The following is a 15,717-nucleotide window of genomic DNA, read 5'->3' as shown; positions in this document are numbered from 1 at the left end:
GTTCCCACATTTTCGGAGTTAGACTGTAAAATCTCGACTTGTGGTAGTTCCCACATTTTCGAAGTTAGACTGTAAAATCTCGACTTGTGGTAGTTCCCACATTTTCGAAGTTAGACTGTAAAATCTCGACTTGTGGTAGTTCCCACATTTTCGGAGTTAGACTGTAAAATCTCGACTTGTGGTAGTTCCCACATTTTCGAAGTTAGACTGTAAAATCTCGACTTGTGGTAGTTCCCACATTTTCGAAGTTAGACTGTAAAATCTCGATTTTCGGAACGATTGAAAAATCTATAAAATTACGCAAAGAAATGTAGTCAGTGGGAGTTACTGTAATTTATAAAATGATAGAAACTGTTACGTTGGTATTTTAAAATCATGGATCATTTCTTTTTAAAAGAAATGATTATCAAAAAAGATTCGCTTTTACACCAAACACAAGTTAATTCATAAAAAACCTTTTGTAATCGGATAAAAATGAAAGTGATATTTTTAATGTACAAAGTAAAAATAACAAGATTTGTATTTAAAATCCTATTGGTACTGGGTTCTATTTTTTGTGTTTCATACAACGTATATTCAAAGGATGTAGAAAAGATAACAATCTATGTGGATGAACATCCTCTACTTGTAGAAGTTGTAAATACTCCCGCAGATCGAGCAAGGGGTTTGATGTATCGAAAATCCATGGGAGAAAACGAAGGTATGCTTTTTGTTTTTGCAAAACCGGAATATTTGAGTTTTTGGATGAAAAATACTCTGATTCCTCTCAGTATTGCATATTTTAATAGTGATCGAAGAATCACTGATATACATGATATGAAGCCAAATCAAACGAAAGAATTGTATCATTCTAGCGAAAAAGCAATGTATGCCTTAGAAGTAAATCAGGGTTGGTTTATTAAAAGAAAAATAGGCAAATACGGAGTGCTAAAAATTCCGGATCGGGTGAGGGCGGTTCAATAATCGACTTGTTTTTGTAAGTTTATCATAAATTCTGAATATTAAAAAATATGAATTGATAAACCCTAGGAAGATTTCCTAGGGCATTTTTAATGGTTTTTGTTTAGAGAGATTCGGAAACTAACTTTGCTTCTAAGTCATTTAATGTTTTTGTATCTACAACTTTAGTTGATTTTAGTTTGCCTTGTTCCGCCATTTTTAAAATCGTTTTTGATCCTACTGTTTCCGAAGATACTACGATCTCTTCCAATTTGCCGTCTTTCTCAACAAAGAATTTTCCGGGTTCAGCACGAAATACGATCAGATTTTGAGAGTTACCTTCTTTTGCGAACTGGATGTCCAATCTTTTTCCAAAGTCGGAATAACTCAGTAAAAGTTTTTCTCCATTTTCTTCGTAGGCCTTAACGTACTTTCCATTTTCGTCATATTCGTTGTAACCTACTGGGTTATTACCGGACCAGAATTCGATTAAGTTAAATAGTATTAAATCGAAAAAGAATCCGACGAAATAAAGAATGCTGAAAGGAAAATACATAACAAGAGTTTTAATAAATTTAGCCAATAAACCACTGCCTATGTTAAAACCATCGTTTACTTCATATACTTTTTTAACGATTGCAAACTTACCGAAACAGTTCCCAAAAGAAACAACAAGAATCATCGGCATAAGAATCGCTACAATAGCCTTACGAAATTTGTTTTGTTGCATGAAAGGACAACTCCTTGATCGAATTTTTGAAAATTGAATCTTTTCCTTAAAATTATGCAAGGTTTTTCTTTTTTAAAAAAGGAAATTCGAATTAGAGCCTACGGATCATCGTGGCATATTTCCTTGACCTGGGTTGCGTTTGAAAAAAGATAGAGGGAACATCGGGAGCGAAGGATTTGCTTTTTCCTACTTTAGAATTTTTCGTATTTTTTATCTTCGTATTCCTGATGTATTGGTATTTAATTCCGTATTTTTTCGGAAAAGATACAAAGTCTCTTACTCTCACTCATTTTTTTTTACTCGTAGTCAGTTATTATTTTTATATGAGTTGGGATTGGAGATTTGGTGGTTTGATATTACTTTCTACAGTAATCGATTTTATACTCGCCGATAAAATCCATTCTTCCCAAAATCAAAGAATTAGATGGATACTGATTACTACCAGTTTGGTTTTGAATCTTGTATTCATCTTAGGTTTTTTCAAATATTATAATTTTTTTGCAGACTCAATCAATTTATTTCTTGGGAATTTCGGTGTAAAAAATGCGCTTCCGGTTTTGCACATCATTCTTCCCGTGGGAATTTCTTTTTATACGTTTCAGTCTTTGAGTTATACGATCGACGTTTATCGCGGACAGATTCTTCCCGAAAAAAGTTTTTTAAGATTTGCTTTGTTTGTTTCTTTTTTTCCTCAACTCGTTGCAGGTCCCATCGTAACTGCAAAAACTTTTTTACCTCAGTTAGATACGATTAAAAATCTGACTGAGATTCGATTTAGAAAGGCGATTCGTTATTTTATATTAGGTTATATTAAAAAAGTAGTACTTTCGGATAACGCGGCTCCGATCGTGGAAAAAATTTTCGCAGATCCTACAAACTTTGGAACCGTGGCGCTTTGGTTGGCGGTTACTTTATTTCTTATTCAAATTTATTGCGATTTTAGCGGTTATACTGATATGGCTTATGCTTCTGCGTTGTTGTTAGGTTACGAACTTCCTGAAAATTTCCGTATGCCTTTTATCGCAAGGAGTGTTACTGAACACTGGAGAAGATGGCATATCACTCTTTCTACCTGGCTTAGGGACTACGTATATATTTCTCTGGGAGGAAATCGAGCGGGAGCATTTCGACATAGATTCAATCTTTGGTTTACTATGTTTGTGGCCGGTTTTTGGCACGGAGCCGCTTGGACCTTTATCATCTGGGGAAGTTGTCAAGGTACGATTTTATTGATAGAAGCGCTTTACGGAAGTTTCAAAGAAAAACATTTTCCGAATTTACAGATCCTTCCAGAAAAGATTTTGGCTCCAATCCAAATTTTTCTAACCTGTTTGGTTTCGGTAGCGGTAGCGACTTGGTTTAGAGCGGAATCTGTCTCTAAAGGGTGGGTTATGTGGAAGAAGATGTTTTTCTTTAATGAAGGAGGTTTACGTCCTTATATGTTAAAGACTGGAATTCCGGTTATCCTTTGTGTGATGGTAGGACATTGGTTGGGTTATCAGATCTTTGAAAAAAAGAAAGAGTGGGATCCTCCAGTTTGGCTTGAATTTTCCTTTTATCCTGTGATTGCCGTAGGTTTGGCTTTGCTGACTCCGGATTTAGAGCTTCCTTTCATCTACTTTCAATTTTGATTATGAAATCAATTCGTTTAATCTGAATTTTATTAATGCGAATGACGGGAACTCTGTCTCTGTAATTCTGAACGAATTCCTATAAAAATCGTTCTCGACAAACATTCATTCTACGTCGACTCTGATCCGGATATGTCCGGCAGCCCAGACAAACAACCCAGAAGTCATAGATACCATCCTGGAGTTTATGCGGACTATATCATACAAATTGAATTTGGTTTAATCACTCTTCATGCAAAAATAGGAAATATTTCCGAAACCGGAATTTGTCTGATTCTAAATGGGGAAGATTTGAATATGACGGAGTCTGTTTATGGTTCGGTTATCGAAAAGAAATCCGGAAAACGTATCGAATTTGAAGGTGATATTATATGGGTCGGCGAAGAAACGATTGATGATAAGATACGATTTGTCTACGGTCTTAAATTTAGAGAACCTCTGATTTTGACTGAATCCCTGGTTTTGATCAATCTTTCCTTACAAAATCCGTAACTCTTAGTTTTTCGTTCTAAGTTTCCGGATTGCCATATTCTCTTCCTTGAGGATCTTTGAATCATGGATTCTTCTACAAAAAAGGAACAAAAACAAATCGTTCCTAAAAAGCCTACTTTAAGGGAGATCGAAATTGGTCTACTCAAGAAGATCAAAGAAGGGGACGATGAAGCGTATATTCAACTTGTCAGTCTGTTTCGAGAAAGACTTTATCGTAAGGCGATTTCGATGGTAAAAGACGGAGACGACGCGGAAGACATTGTTCAAGACGCTCTCATTTCTGGTTATAGATCCATTCGTAATTTTAGGGCAGATTCCGGAGTTTACACTTGGCTTTATCGGATTGTAGTTAACAAATCCAAGGATATGTTAGCGAAACGGAAACGAGCTAAAGAAAATTCTATGGATGATAAGGAATATCAGGTGACGGACGATCGATTGGGGTTCGAAAAAAAAATTGAACTTAGTGATGAGTCCAACTATCTAATTAGCAAAATCAACGGCTTGGAAGATCTCTATAAAGAGGTAATCGAACTCAGATACTTTGAGGAAATGTCATACGCGCAAATTGCGGAGGTTCTGGGAACGAACGTAGGAACCGTAAAGAGCAGACTCTTTAAGGCCAAAGAATTCCTAAAACATTTGATTCTACAAGACGGTAAGGGTGAAGGATACTTTAGGTAAAAAAATGAAAAAATTACATTCAAAATTTAGAATTCCGCTTTTTCTTCGAAAGGAAGACGGAGATCTGCTTAAAATTGAAAATTCGCTTGTAAAAACTATGTCTGAACTTAGAGACAAGGAGCTGAGTCACATTAATCTGAGTCAGGAATTTTCAATTCGACTGAAAAACCAGCTCAAGACCATTCAACCCGAACCTGAAAATGGGTGGAAAAGAATTTGGGAAAACGTTCTTTCTAATCGAGGTTTACAGTTTTCGTTTTCGGGAGTTTTGGTATTTGCAATTGTATTTGTAACTTATAATCGAATCCAAAGTTCTGGTGTAGAAAATCAATCAGAAAGAACTGGTACTTTATCTTTATTCGGACAATCGGAAACCAAGAGTTTTCAGGATATTCCTTCTTCTGGTAAGTTTCAATCCGGGTTAAATGAAGAACTTCTTAGACAAATTTCTTCTACTTCTGAAGCCAGAAAAACGATTTTATCTCTTCGAAAATATTTTTTTGAAAGAGGAGAAATTCGAATTGTAGAAGAATTGGATCGGATTTTGGAACAAGCCAACAATCCGTAAACGTGATTGAGTAATAATATTAGATTTTTTTAAATTGTATTACTGATCTCTATAAAATTGAGCACCTAAATGTCTATTATAAAGTGCCGTTTTTTGTAAGTCCAATAGAATCAAATTTGAAAGCGATTCTTATATTGCGCTAAAAAATGTTGAGTTTCTCGAACGACCCGGAAAACTCAGCGAATGCCTCTCTAAGGATCGACATTCAGGGAGTGAGATGTTGGGTTTAGGAGTTGTTGCGCTTATTTGTCCAGATTTTTTTCTCTAAATTCACATAATTAAACTGTAAACGATTCAATAGGTATTTTATTATGTAGTTCTTGAGTAGGTCAAATGAGGAATCAATTTTTGTCAATGATTGAAAAACAGTGAGTTTCAATTTAATCTAGTGTTATTTTATTACTTTTGAATATTATTGTAGTTTAAAGTGTTTAGCTGGAATTAGAGTAATATTATTCATAATTATATAATAAAGTACCTAATATTTTGCATGGGACCAGTGTTTTGTGATAAAATTAGCGGTACTCAATTTTATAAAGATCAGTAGAAATAACTTATAAAATTTGTTCCAAAACTAGAAAATATAGGAACTCGTCAAAACTTGCTACTGAAAAAAACTGTAAAACTAATGAAGTAAGTTTATATCCAAAAAATTGAAATCAATAAATTTTAAAAATGGGATTTTAGCCAATGCCAAAACCGGTCCGTTATTCTTACAGTTATCTACAGAAAGTTGCTTGGGGAGATATGGATGCGTTTGGGCATGTCAATCACGTGGTTTATGCAAAGTATTTTGAAAATGCAAGGGCGAATTATTTCACCGATTTAAAACTATGGGACACTTCGGATACGTCTTCGCAAACAGGTCCAGTCATTACACACATTCAAGTAGAGTATAGAAAACAAGTTCGTTATCCGGATACGTTGGAAATTACAATGCAGGTGGATTCTGTTTCTTCTCGTTCTTTTAAAATTTCATGTACGATGTGGAATCAAGAAGGGGATTGTGTGGCGACCGCAAGCGGAGAGTTTCTTTGGCTGAACTTTGTGACTCAGAAACCAACTCAACTTCCTGAAATCTATAAAAGTTTATTTGCTCAAAGTCGCGTCTGAATTTTACTTTTTCAACGATGATTTGAAAATGATGGATTTTCTAATTGGTAAGAGTTCTCACATTTTCAAAATTGAATTGCAAATTTTCTGAAACTGAACTCGCACGAAACAGTAAAAAACGACTTGCCAATCCGCTTTTACAGAAAAACTTCAAAACCCATGTGTGATACTTTTGTTGCTACTCCTTCCTTTACCGGAACCAGTTCTATGATTTTTGGAAAAAATTCAGATAGAGAACCAAACGAGGCACAGGCCCTTTTGAGAGTTCCAGCCAGATCCAAAGAGTCTAAGACATTTTGTACTTATATTCAAGTTCCAGGAGCAAAACAAACTCAGGAAGTAATTTTATCTAAACCTTTTCAGATGTGGGGCGCTGAGATGGGAGCCAATGAGTCCGGTGTGGTGATCGGAAACGAAGCGGTCTTTACAAAAATTCCTTTTGAAAAGAAAAATCAAGGATTGACCGGTATGGATTTGCTTAGACTTGCATTGGAAAGAAGCAAGGACGCGGAAACTGCAAGAGAAACTATTCTTCAATTTTTAGAAAAATTTGGTCAAGACGCTTGTGGTGGTTATACAAATCCTTCTTTTTATTATCATAATAGTTTTATAATCGCTGATTTTAAAAACGCATTCGTATTGGAGACTGCAGGAAAATTTTGGGCTTGGAAAAAGATAGAAGGTTTTTATTCCATTTCTAACGGGTTGACTCTTGAAGATAACTACGATGCAATTCATCCTAACGCGATTGACTTCGCTTATCAAAATGGATGGATAAAAAAGGAAAAACCGTTTTCGTTTCGAGCCTCGTTTTCCGATTCCTTTTTTACTTTTTTCAGCAAGTGTAAGATTCGAAGAAAAATCACTTCCGATTTGGGCTCGGATCAAAAAGGAAATCTAGGTCCAAGAGAAGCGATGGAAATTCTGAGACAGGAGGGAGAGCCGGGAATTACCAAACCGTTTTTTCCTTTCAGATCCAACATGGGTTCTGTTTGTCTTCACGCGACCGGTCCGATTACGCCTAACGGAACTACTGGTTCTATGGTAGCTGAACTAAATCCAGACGTTTCCCAAAATCGTTTTTGGTTTACTGGAACTTCTATTCCTTCAATTTCGTTTTTTATTCCAGCTGGTTTTTCGGGAACGAGTTTTTTGGAAAAAAATTTTGAACAACCGGGAGCGGCGTTTGATTCTTCTCTTTGGTGGACTCACGAGAAATTCTACCGAGAAATACAGAGATTTTATCCGGAGGCGAAACGTGCGGTTCAACAAAGGATCCTGGATTTAGAGAATTTGTGGTTTGAGGAATCGAATCGAATTCTAAAAAAGAGGAAAGGGCAGAAGACTTTAGACACGTTAAGCGAAACTGCAATCCGCACGACTTTGCAGGAATATCGTTTTTGGAATAATTCTTTGTTAAACGAACTCAAAAGTAAAAACCGGCAACGGACCTTTGCTCCTTTTTACAATTGGCAGTGGTCCGTTTGGAATCGGAAAGCGGGTATTAATGTTTCTTAGAGTTTGCCTTTCGAATTCTCATATTGATCAGTTCTACTCCTAAAGAGAATGCCATAGAAAAATAAACGTAACCTTTAGGAATATGGAAGTGTAGTCCGTCTGCAAATAACATCGCGCCGATCATAATTAAAAATGAAAGTGCTAAAATTTTCATAGAAGGATGTTCGTTGATAAAATCACTGACAGTTCCGGAAAATATAAGCATAACAATCATAGAAAGAATAACCGCTGCGACCATAACTTGAAATTGGCCCGAAAGTCCAACCGCGGTCACGATCGAATCCACGGAAAAAATAATATCTAGAAGAATCAATTGAACGATTACACTCCAGAAAGAAATTTTTTCCTTCTTAGATTTAGAATGATCTTCCTCGAGACCTTCCACCTTACCGTGTATTTCGCTCGTACTCTTTGCGATTAAAAACAAACCTCCTCCGAGCATGATCAAGTCTCTGCCTGAGATTGCAAAATTTGCAATTGTAAAAAAGGGAGCTGTTAAGGATGCGATCCAACTAACTGCGAATAGTAGAGCGATTCTAAAACCTAGGGCTAAAGTAAGACCTATACTTCTTGCTTGATTTTGTTTATTTTTAGGAAGTTTTCCGGAAACGATTGAAAGAAAAACAATATTGTCGATCCCTAGGACGATTTCCATGAGAGTAAGAGTAAGAATTGCAACAACTTTATCGAGAGAAAGTAATTCCATCCTTGCAGTTAATTTTTCGAAAAGGAATAAATCAATCGATTTACAAAGAAACTTAAGGAGGCATACTGTATAGGTATGGAGTTTCTTCCGGAAAGTTTTAAAACGAGAGAAGCGTTTGGAATTCATTTGAGGGGAAAGAACATTCTTACTTATCTGCCTCCTCGTCTTAGTCTTTTAGTTTTTTTAAGACATTCGGGATGTATTTTTGTTAGGGAGGCGGTTGCTGATTTGAAAGAGATGTTTGAAAGTTCTCTTTCTTTTCCTTCGATTTTATTTTTTTTTCCTGAAAATTTAAAAAACTGCGAAAAATTTTTTGAAGAAGTTTGGAGGGACGCTTGTGTGGTTTCCGATCCAAATACGGAATTTTATCAAGACTTGGGATTACAAAACGCAAATTTAATCCAACTTGCAGGTCCTGAAGTATGGATGGGAATTGCGAGGGCTACTCTCAAAGGACATTTTTATGGAATTCCCGGAAGTAATCCTTTGCAGATGCCTGGAGTATTTCTTGTAGTTCAGGATCGTATCGTATGGGAACATAGATACAGGCATATAGGAGATCATCCCGATTGGAAAAATCTTCCCGGAATCACTCTTTTACCCGGACCAGAATTTGGACCTGGGGTTTTACCCGCTTAGTTAACGGACGACCGTCACTGAACAAGTAGCGTGATGAACGATTCGATCGGAAACGGAACCTACTAAAAATCTTCCTACTGCGGAGAGTCCTCTCGAACCGATTACAATCATATCATAATTTCCTTTTGTAGCCGTTTCTACGATTGTGTCTGCCGGATAACCTTCTAAAACCAATCGATCCCATTTGATTTCTGGTGACTCATCTAAAGGAGAATGAATCTTTTCGAATCTTTGTTCCGAAATCCATTTTACTCTGTCCTTTCCTTCGGGAGCTTTTTCGTAATAACCTGGAAGAGGACCGAATTCTTCTACCACTTCCAAGATCGTAAGGCTTGCGTTTGCAGCTTTTGCGATCGCAATTCCCATTTCCAAAGCTTTTTTAGAACTTTCCGAACCGTCTACTGGAACTAAAATCTTTTTGATAAATCTTTGCATGTACTTTCTCTTTGCCAAAAGTGTATCCTTCTCAAGTTGGTTTTCCAATCAAAAAATATTAAAATTTAGGCTAATACGATTTAATTTTGATTCATTGGAGAATTTTAGTTTTATAAATGACTTAGACAAAAAAGTTGCAAATCAATTAGTTTACGATCATGCAACAAAAAACAGAATTGGATTGTATATTCATAAATTCTTATTTAAAATATAAGAATCTAGGAGATTCAAAAGATTTAATTGAACAAGCAGCATTTTGGATTGGTAGAATTGCGGTACGTAAATATTCTCTCGGTGAAGATGAAAGAAGCGAAGTTCTACTCAAGTTCATTCAAAAAATAGAATATTTTTCTAAAATATACGAAACTGGAAAATTCGAAAATTTTTCGGCGTTTGCGATCGTGTTTTTAAAACATCTCGTTTTGAATCAATGGAAAAAGAAAATCAATTCTTTAAAAAGAAAACCCATTTTTTTGGAACCGGATAGTTTGCCTGGATCTGTGGTTTATGAACCGGACTATGATTGTGAACCTTCTCCGCATAAAATTTTCTTACAAGAAATTTTACAAAATTTAGATCCGAGAGGAGTTTTGATCTTTAAACTCAAACACAATCTATTTTTGGAAAGAAAGGATATTTTACTTTTAAAAAGTATCCTTGCTTCGTCCAGAAATTCGATACGAGATTTTTTAAAAGAAAGAGTAGAAAGAACGTCCTTTGTTCGATGTAAAGAGATTATGATTTTAGAGAAAATGGAAATCTCACATCAACTGCTTTTTTCCAATCGAAAAGATGCGGCGAACTTTTCTTCTCAAAAGAAACGGAAACTAAGAAAAAAACTTTTGAGAGCTGAAGTTATTTATACTTACGAAGAGATTTCCAATTGGTTTGATTGGAAATCTTCTGTGATTAAAAGATTATATTTACAAACTATGAACTCCTTGAAGAACTCAGGTAAGGATTCTGAGTTTAATTTTAAAAGGAAATAAATTAAAGAAGTTTTACTGATTCTTATCAAATTGAATCACTGAACATGAGTTTGGCGTAAGAAAACCGGGGCGAATCCGGCTTTGCCTATGGCAAGCCGGACCGGGCTCTCAGCTCTGGTCAATAAATTGCATTAAAGAAACGTAATACAATATTACATCTTTAGTTTCAATTTATTGACCCCGCGTCGATCCCTTTCGCGTTATTTTACATTTTCAAAGTCTGGTCGTAACATTTCTAAATTTCCACATTGATGACTCAAACGCATGAAAATAATTCCAGAAATGAATGGGCGATTTTACAAAGACTCAGAAATTCTTAAAAAATTATATCTAACTTGAAATTGTTGGCTTTTTTGTTTGAGATCCCACATTTTAAGTTTTTAAATAGTCTTAACGTGAACTTGATGTAAGAAACTCATGATTCTGAAAAAGTTGGAATCTGAGCTTTATAGATCGATTCTTTAAATGTGGGAACTACCACAATTTATCAAATAGAAGTTTATAACAATTGAATCTTGTTGTATTTAAGTAGGAACTCACACAAAACTTAAGTTTGTCTAATGATGTGGGAACTACCACACCACAAACCACGATATTACAAACAAATTCTAGGAACTCATACTTTTAAAAAATTCTTTCTTAGCCAGAATTCACGTTAAGATTGGATTTCAATTTTGATGATGGCTGCAAAACAACAATTTGCGCAAAGTCGACTGGACAGCGATTCTTTTTGTATTTTATAGTAGTTCCCACAATTTTTAAAGTCCAACTGTAAATCCACGATTTGTGGTAGTTCCCACATTTATTTTTTACTAAAAAATTGACCTAAGATAAAACGGGTTTCTTATCTCTTGTTCACGTTTCAACTCAAGTTGGATTGCAAAAACTATTCATTTTTTAAATTGATGAGCATACTATCTGAAAAATTTTATATGAGGAATTTATATTTAAAACTTGAACTACGTTTCAAAGTTTTTAGAAAAATTTTTTCTAAAAGTAGTAGTTCCTACGTTTACTGAAAAGTAACTTTATTCTAATCTTTTGGTTTTAAAGACTAAAAAGTATAACAACCCTGACGTTTTACTCTTTTACTAAAAAATTAAACTTTCTAAATAAGATTCTTATTATCGGATTCGTTTTTATTTTATGGAGATAAAGTAAAAAATAATTTTCGGAAGATACTTTTCTTTCGAGGTAGCATAAAAAAATGAGTTCAGTAGATAGTTTGTAAATAGAAAACCATTTACATTACAACTCGATTTAATCGGTAGAGTATATTATGAATCAATTTGAATCTAAAAAACTGCGATGGAAATTAACGATAGGTTTGGAACTACTAACTTCAATTTTAGCGGTTCCTTTGGCGGTTTTGTTCGTAATTTCTGCTGGAGGTTACGATTTCAACCAATCGATAGGGTTGATCATTTCTTCTACGATCTCTTTGACCACTTCGTTTGTGGTTCCTTCCGTTCGTTTTGTGATTCTTGGAAGACTTTTAAAAAACTTAGAGGATAAAAATTGGTTTATTCTAAATTCTAAAGAAAAGTCTGAGATTAAAACTAAAATTCTCAACTTTCCTCTTTATAATTCTTGGTTTTATATGATCCAGTGGAGTTACGGAATCTTTGCTGCTTGGAGAATTATGCACTTATTTTTTGTTCCAAAAACGATCGAGTCGCTTCCGTTTATTTTTTTGCCTGCAATCATTTATCCGGTTTTAGGAGTTTCTCATTTCTTTTTAACGGAATCCACACTTGTGACACTTTTAGAATCTGATCGTTTGGGTGATGTTTATACCGATCCCGAAAAAATAAAAACCGTTGGGATTCATACTAGAATTTTCAGCACGATTTCTGCGATCGCAATTCTTCCAATCGTAATTTTAGGTTATTTACTATTTGAAGAAACTTCTGGATGGATCAAGTTAGGAGATGTTACGATCCCATTGATTCTTACTTTGATGTTTATGTTGATTGCTGTTGGAGTTGCGTCTTTTCAGCTTTCTTCTACGATCCGAAGAAATTCAGAAAACATGATTCAAATTTTTGCAAAGATGTCAGATGGAAATTTGACTCAGGTTCTTCCCACCGTTTCCAGTGACGAATTGGGTTCTAATACCAGAGCCTTAAGCGAATTTGTTAAGCGACTTCGTATTATTGTAAAAAGGGTTTCTAAGGAAGCGGTTAAACTTTCCGAAAGTTCTAAAACTTTAGGAGAGAATACAAGTGAGTTATCTAGAAAAATGGAAGATCAGGCGGCTTCTTCCGAGGAGATGAGTTCGGCAGTTGAGGAAATTTCAGCTTCGATTCATTCTACTGCTTCTAGAGCAGAAAGCCAAACTCTGATTGCTAAAAAAGCACAAACTTCTTTGGCGGAATTAGAAGGAAGGATTCGTCAGGTTCACTCCGCTCTTGTAGAAACTAAAGCGGACGCGGATCGAATGAAAGGTGAAACCAAAAGTGGCGAAGAAGCTTTGAAGGGAACTCAAAAAGCGATGGAAGCAATCGATGAAAGTACTACAAAGATGGGTGCTACAGTAAACGTAATCAAAGAAATTACGGATCGAATTGGTCTTCTTTCTTTGAACGCTTCGATTGAAGCAGCAAGAGCGGGTGAGGCCGGAAAAGGTTTTGCGGTTGTAGCGCAAGAAATTGCAAAATTAGGAGAACAGACTCAAGAGAATGCTAAGAGAATTACTTCTGCGATTTCGGAAGCTTTGAGCGCTACAAAAAGTGGTAGAGAAGTGATCGAGTCTATGCAGACCGTTTTTCAAAGAATCGGAAATACTGTAGGTACAACTTTGGATCGTATTTCGGAAGTAGCATTACTTTCTGATTCTCAGTTAACCGCAAGCGAGCAGGTAAAATCTGCGTTTACTGAATTTTCTATCTCTTCGGATGAAATTAGAAATCATACTCAAGAACAGACTAAAACTTCTGAAGAGTTTTCAAAAACGATCGTTTCGATTTCGGAAACGACCGAATTTTTAAGTAGTGTGGTCACTCAGATAGACGAATTGTCTGTTCGTTTAAATGAACAAGCGGATAAACTGAAATCGGAGATGAATTTCTTTGAAACTTGAGTGAGTTTTAGACGGCAAAGCTGTTTTCGTTTTCTTGGAAAAATATAACAGATCGATTTTGTAGTAAATTATAATATAATTGATTTCTATTTTTGAGAAAATTCTATTTTTTTTTGTCCTGTCTTCTGTCTAAAGCTAAGTTTGTTTGTTTTAGTTTTCTGAATGTAACAAAAATATATGAATTCGTGTGAACAAATTTAACTGTAAAGTCTTTGGCTTTTTTTGTGGTAGATTTCACATTTTAATTTTTAAAACAAGTTTGGGATAGTATTGTTTTAATATATCTAAGTGGTTTGATTTGTTGGAACTTTTTCAAATTTAAATTTTATAGATGGTTTGTGATCAACGCCTACGATCTAGTGTTTTTATCCAAAGAATTCAAAAAATAGAATATTCTAAAAAATAAGAGTCTGTTTGATGCCTAAAAATAGGGGAGTTGATACAGAAATTATAATAACAAAAGAAAAAGAATATTAAAAAATAAAAATCATTTGATACCGTGGGAGCTATAACAAATCACGATTTTACAAACCAATTCTAAAATTGTAGGAACTACTGTTTTTAGAAAAAAATCTTTCCTAATTTCTCTTACTTCGAACTCATATTCAATAGAAACTAGTAATAGTTTATACATTTAAAAAATACAAAGCTCCTGCATTAGTCCTACATTAGGATTTTTGAAAAATTAATTCTCCATCTGTTTTTGTTATATTGAAATGGACAATTAAAGAAATTTTACGAATCCCCATTGAAAATTTTTTAAAAACTTTACTAAAGGCCTGCCCAAAATCTCAAAAAATTTTACACGATAATTCTTTAGAAATTTTTAATAAAATGCAGTAGTTTTTACAAATTAGTCGCATTTGGCAATTTGTGAACTTTCGAGTAGTTCTAATGTCGTTAAATTTTCGTAGTAGCTCCCACATTGGATGCCTTTCGTACAAGCTCTAATTTAATATACAAAATATTCTAATTCCCTAAAGCGTGGAAGCTCTCGCAAAACTTAGAAATGATTGTTCTAATGACTGAACACTTATAACGTAGGAGCTGATGCTCATATTGATATATTAGAATGTAATAATTTTTGAAAGAGGTTTCTTTTTGGGGCAAAATTTAAACACCTATTCTATAGCTTTGGGTAGCATTTTCAGTCTTTGTTCTATTTTGAATTGTGGTTTTTAGAAAAAAATTGTATAAGTTTTATTCGGATTTTCTCTCTAATTTGAATTTTAAATGTGATCGGATGGTTGGCCATTCGTTTGAAATGATACTGTAAACGGCGGTGTCTCTCAGGGTTCCATTTGGCATGGTCCTGTGATTGCGTAAGATTCCGTCTAAAGTCGCTCCTAATCTTTCTATGGCTCTTCTTGAATTTTGATTGAGTTTATGCGTTCTAAATTCAACGGCGATACAATCTAAATTTTCAAATGCATGTTCTAAAAGAAGAAATTTAGATTCCGTATTTACAAATGTTTTTTGAAATTCTTTGGAATACCATGTGGAACCAATTTCAAGACGTCTGTCTGTTTTTTCTATGTTCATATAACGTGTACTTCCAATGATTTTTCCATTGACTTTACTTTGTACAACAAAAGGGAGTGAGCTTTTTTCTTTTTCTTCTTTCAGAGCCTTTTCGATCCACTGTTTCATAGCTTCAGGAGAAGGTACTAACGTAAACCAGAGTTTCCATAGTTCTCCATCTAACACTGCTTTGGTTAATGCTTCACAATGTTCCATTTTGAGAGGATGAAGTTCTACATGGTTTCCGATTAGTGAAATAGGTTCAGGGGGAAAGTGGTGTTTCATTTTGCAAAACTGTAAGAACTACTACTTTTAGAAAACTCATTTTCTTAAATCGAGTTCGTGTTGTGTAATATTAGAAAAACAACATTATCCTTTCACTTGACTCATCCCTATAAAAACGAGTATCTTAAATCTTGTGATAAAGCGCAGATTTAACGCGAGTTCCAGTGCAAAAGTGATTATTATCTTGCGATCCATAAAGAACCATAACCAACCCCACAAGTTAATAGGATTTTAGAATGAGAATGAACTCAACAGAACGGGCTTTCTATGGATCGCCGTTCTGGGTTCAAAAAGGTACATTTTTCAAGTGTTCCGACAAGAATGAGTCTTTTTATTTGCAAAAAGTATGTTTTTCTGATAGAGAAAAATTTTCCGAACCGTCCCT

14 protein-coding genes are annotated in these 15,717 nt (G+C 34.8%); 10 read left to right on the top strand and 4 right to left on the bottom strand.

Translation table 11 applies throughout. The annotated features are described in order from the left end of the window. Positions 1–492: 492 nt before the first annotated feature. On the top strand, positions 493–963 hold the full coding sequence (locus BW942_RS05740; protein ID WP_000278813.1) for a DUF192 domain-containing protein: 471 nt from the start codon (positions 493–495) through the stop codon (positions 961–963). Positions 964–1,063: 100 nt separating this feature from the next. Here BW942_RS05740 and BW942_RS05735 read toward each other — a convergent pair whose 3' ends face one another. After that, positions 1,064–1,669, bottom strand: a complete 606-nt coding sequence (locus BW942_RS05735) for a DUF3332 domain-containing protein (RefSeq protein WP_001186895.1) — start codon at positions 1,667–1,669, stop codon at positions 1,064–1,066. A gap of 176 nt (positions 1,670–1,845) precedes the next feature. Between BW942_RS05735 and BW942_RS05730 the strand changes: the two genes are divergently transcribed. From BW942_RS05730 to BW942_RS05705, 6 genes are all read left to right on the top strand, one after another. Next, on the top strand, positions 1,846–3,300 hold the full coding sequence (locus BW942_RS05730) for an MBOAT family O-acyltransferase (protein WP_000898728.1): 1,455 nt from the start codon (positions 1,846–1,848) through the stop codon (positions 3,298–3,300). A 132-nt stretch (positions 3,301–3,432) separates the two neighbouring features. Next, a complete protein-coding gene (locus BW942_RS05725) occupies positions 3,433–3,792 on the top strand; it encodes a PilZ domain-containing protein (protein ID WP_000016913.1) in 360 nt (119 codons plus the stop codon). A gap of 63 nt (positions 3,793–3,855) precedes the next feature. Further along, entirely contained in the window at positions 3,856–4,476 is a 621-nt protein-coding gene (locus BW942_RS05720; RefSeq protein WP_000378482.1) for an RNA polymerase sigma factor, read from the top strand. A 4-nt stretch (positions 4,477–4,480) separates the two neighbouring features. After that, positions 4,481–5,044, top strand: coding sequence for an LIMLP_12425 family protein (locus tag BW942_RS05715; protein WP_000733128.1), 564 nt, complete (start codon positions 4,481–4,483; stop codon positions 5,042–5,044). Positions 5,045–5,734: 690 nt separating this feature from the next. Beyond that, positions 5,735–6,157, top strand: a complete 423-nt coding sequence (locus tag BW942_RS05710) for an acyl-CoA thioesterase (protein ID WP_001125898.1) — start codon at positions 5,735–5,737, stop codon at positions 6,155–6,157. A 159-nt stretch (positions 6,158–6,316) separates the two neighbouring features. Next, entirely contained in the window at positions 6,317–7,675 is a 1,359-nt protein-coding gene (locus BW942_RS05705; protein WP_000332925.1) for a peptidase C69 family protein, read from the top strand. Here BW942_RS05705 and BW942_RS05700 read toward each other — a convergent pair. Continuing rightward, positions 7,662–8,381 (bottom strand): TerC family protein, encoded by a 720-nt coding sequence (locus tag BW942_RS05700; RefSeq protein ID WP_000422110.1) that lies wholly within the window; start codon positions 8,379–8,381, stop codon positions 7,662–7,664. The genes BW942_RS05705 and BW942_RS05700 overlap by 14 nt on opposite strands. 75 nt (positions 8,382–8,456) lie before the next feature. Between BW942_RS05700 and BW942_RS05695 the strand changes: the two genes are divergently transcribed. Beyond that, positions 8,457–9,020 carry a peroxiredoxin-like family protein gene (locus BW942_RS05695; protein ID WP_000395061.1) on the top strand — a complete coding sequence of 188 codons (564 nt, stop codon included), beginning with the start codon at positions 8,457–8,459 and terminating at the stop codon, positions 9,018–9,020. On the opposite strand, the gene BW942_RS05690 is transcribed toward BW942_RS05695, so the two are convergent. Further along, entirely contained in the window at positions 9,021–9,455 is a 435-nt protein-coding gene (locus tag BW942_RS05690) for a universal stress protein (protein ID WP_001188723.1), read from the bottom strand. Between the two features lie 158 nt (positions 9,456–9,613). Here BW942_RS05690 and BW942_RS05680 point away from each other — a divergent pair, with 158 nt between their 5' ends. Both BW942_RS05680 and BW942_RS05675 read left to right on the top strand, forming a co-directional pair. Continuing rightward, entirely contained in the window at positions 9,614–10,444 is an 831-nt protein-coding gene (locus BW942_RS05680; RefSeq protein WP_001186437.1) for a hypothetical protein, read from the top strand. A 1,279-nt stretch (positions 10,445–11,723) separates the two neighbouring features. Then, on the top strand, positions 11,724–13,526 hold the full coding sequence (locus BW942_RS05675) for a methyl-accepting chemotaxis protein (RefSeq protein WP_001071261.1): 1,803 nt from the start codon (positions 11,724–11,726) through the stop codon (positions 13,524–13,526). A gap of 1,200 nt (positions 13,527–14,726) precedes the next feature. Here the strand turns inward: BW942_RS05675 and BW942_RS05670 are convergent. Then, positions 14,727–15,332, bottom strand: coding sequence for a GNAT family N-acetyltransferase (locus BW942_RS05670; RefSeq protein ID WP_000680361.1), 606 nt, complete (start codon positions 15,330–15,332; stop codon positions 14,727–14,729). Positions 15,333–15,717 lie beyond the last annotated feature (385 nt).

The sequence above is a fragment of the Leptospira interrogans genome (assembly GCF_900156205.1).
Taxonomy (GTDB): domain Bacteria; phylum Spirochaetota; class Leptospiria; order Leptospirales; family Leptospiraceae; genus Leptospira; species Leptospira interrogans.
The sequence above is the reverse complement of the archived record's forward strand: the minus strand, read 5'-3'. Positions and strand labels throughout refer to the sequence as shown.

Bases quoted from the DNA above. Each gene is read 5' to 3' on its own strand.
- BW942_RS05740 (WP_000278813.1), top strand. From the start codon at position 493: ATGTACAAAGTAAAAATAACAAGATTTGTATTTAAAATCCTATTGGTA.
- BW942_RS05735 (WP_001186895.1), bottom strand. From the start codon at position 1,669: ATGCAACAAAACAAATTTCGTAAGGCTATTGTAGCGATTCTTATGCCG.
- BW942_RS05725 (WP_000016913.1), top strand. From the start codon at position 3,433: ATGTCCGGCAGCCCAGACAAACAACCCAGAAGTCATAGATACCATCCT.
- BW942_RS05720 (WP_000378482.1), top strand. From the start codon at position 3,856: ATGGATTCTTCTACAAAAAAGGAACAAAAACAAATCGTTCCTAAAAAG.
- BW942_RS05715 (WP_000733128.1), top strand. From the start codon at position 4,481: ATGAAAAAATTACATTCAAAATTTAGAATTCCGCTTTTTCTTCGAAAG.
- BW942_RS05710 (WP_001125898.1), top strand. From the start codon at position 5,735: ATGCCAAAACCGGTCCGTTATTCTTACAGTTATCTACAGAAAGTTGCT.
- BW942_RS05705 (WP_000332925.1), top strand. From the start codon at position 6,317: ATGTGTGATACTTTTGTTGCTACTCCTTCCTTTACCGGAACCAGTTCT.
- BW942_RS05700 (WP_000422110.1), bottom strand. From the start codon at position 8,381: ATGGAATTACTTTCTCTCGATAAAGTTGTTGCAATTCTTACTCTTACT.
- BW942_RS05695 (WP_000395061.1), top strand. From the start codon at position 8,457: ATGGAGTTTCTTCCGGAAAGTTTTAAAACGAGAGAAGCGTTTGGAATT.
- BW942_RS05690 (WP_001188723.1), bottom strand. From the start codon at position 9,455: ATGCAAAGATTTATCAAAAAGATTTTAGTTCCAGTAGACGGTTCGGAA.
- BW942_RS05680 (WP_001186437.1), top strand. From the start codon at position 9,614: ATGCAACAAAAAACAGAATTGGATTGTATATTCATAAATTCTTATTTA.
- BW942_RS05675 (WP_001071261.1), top strand. From the start codon at position 11,724: ATGAATCAATTTGAATCTAAAAAACTGCGATGGAAATTAACGATAGGT.
- BW942_RS05670 (WP_000680361.1), bottom strand. From the start codon at position 15,332: ATGAAACACCACTTTCCCCCTGAACCTATTTCACTAATCGGAAACCAT.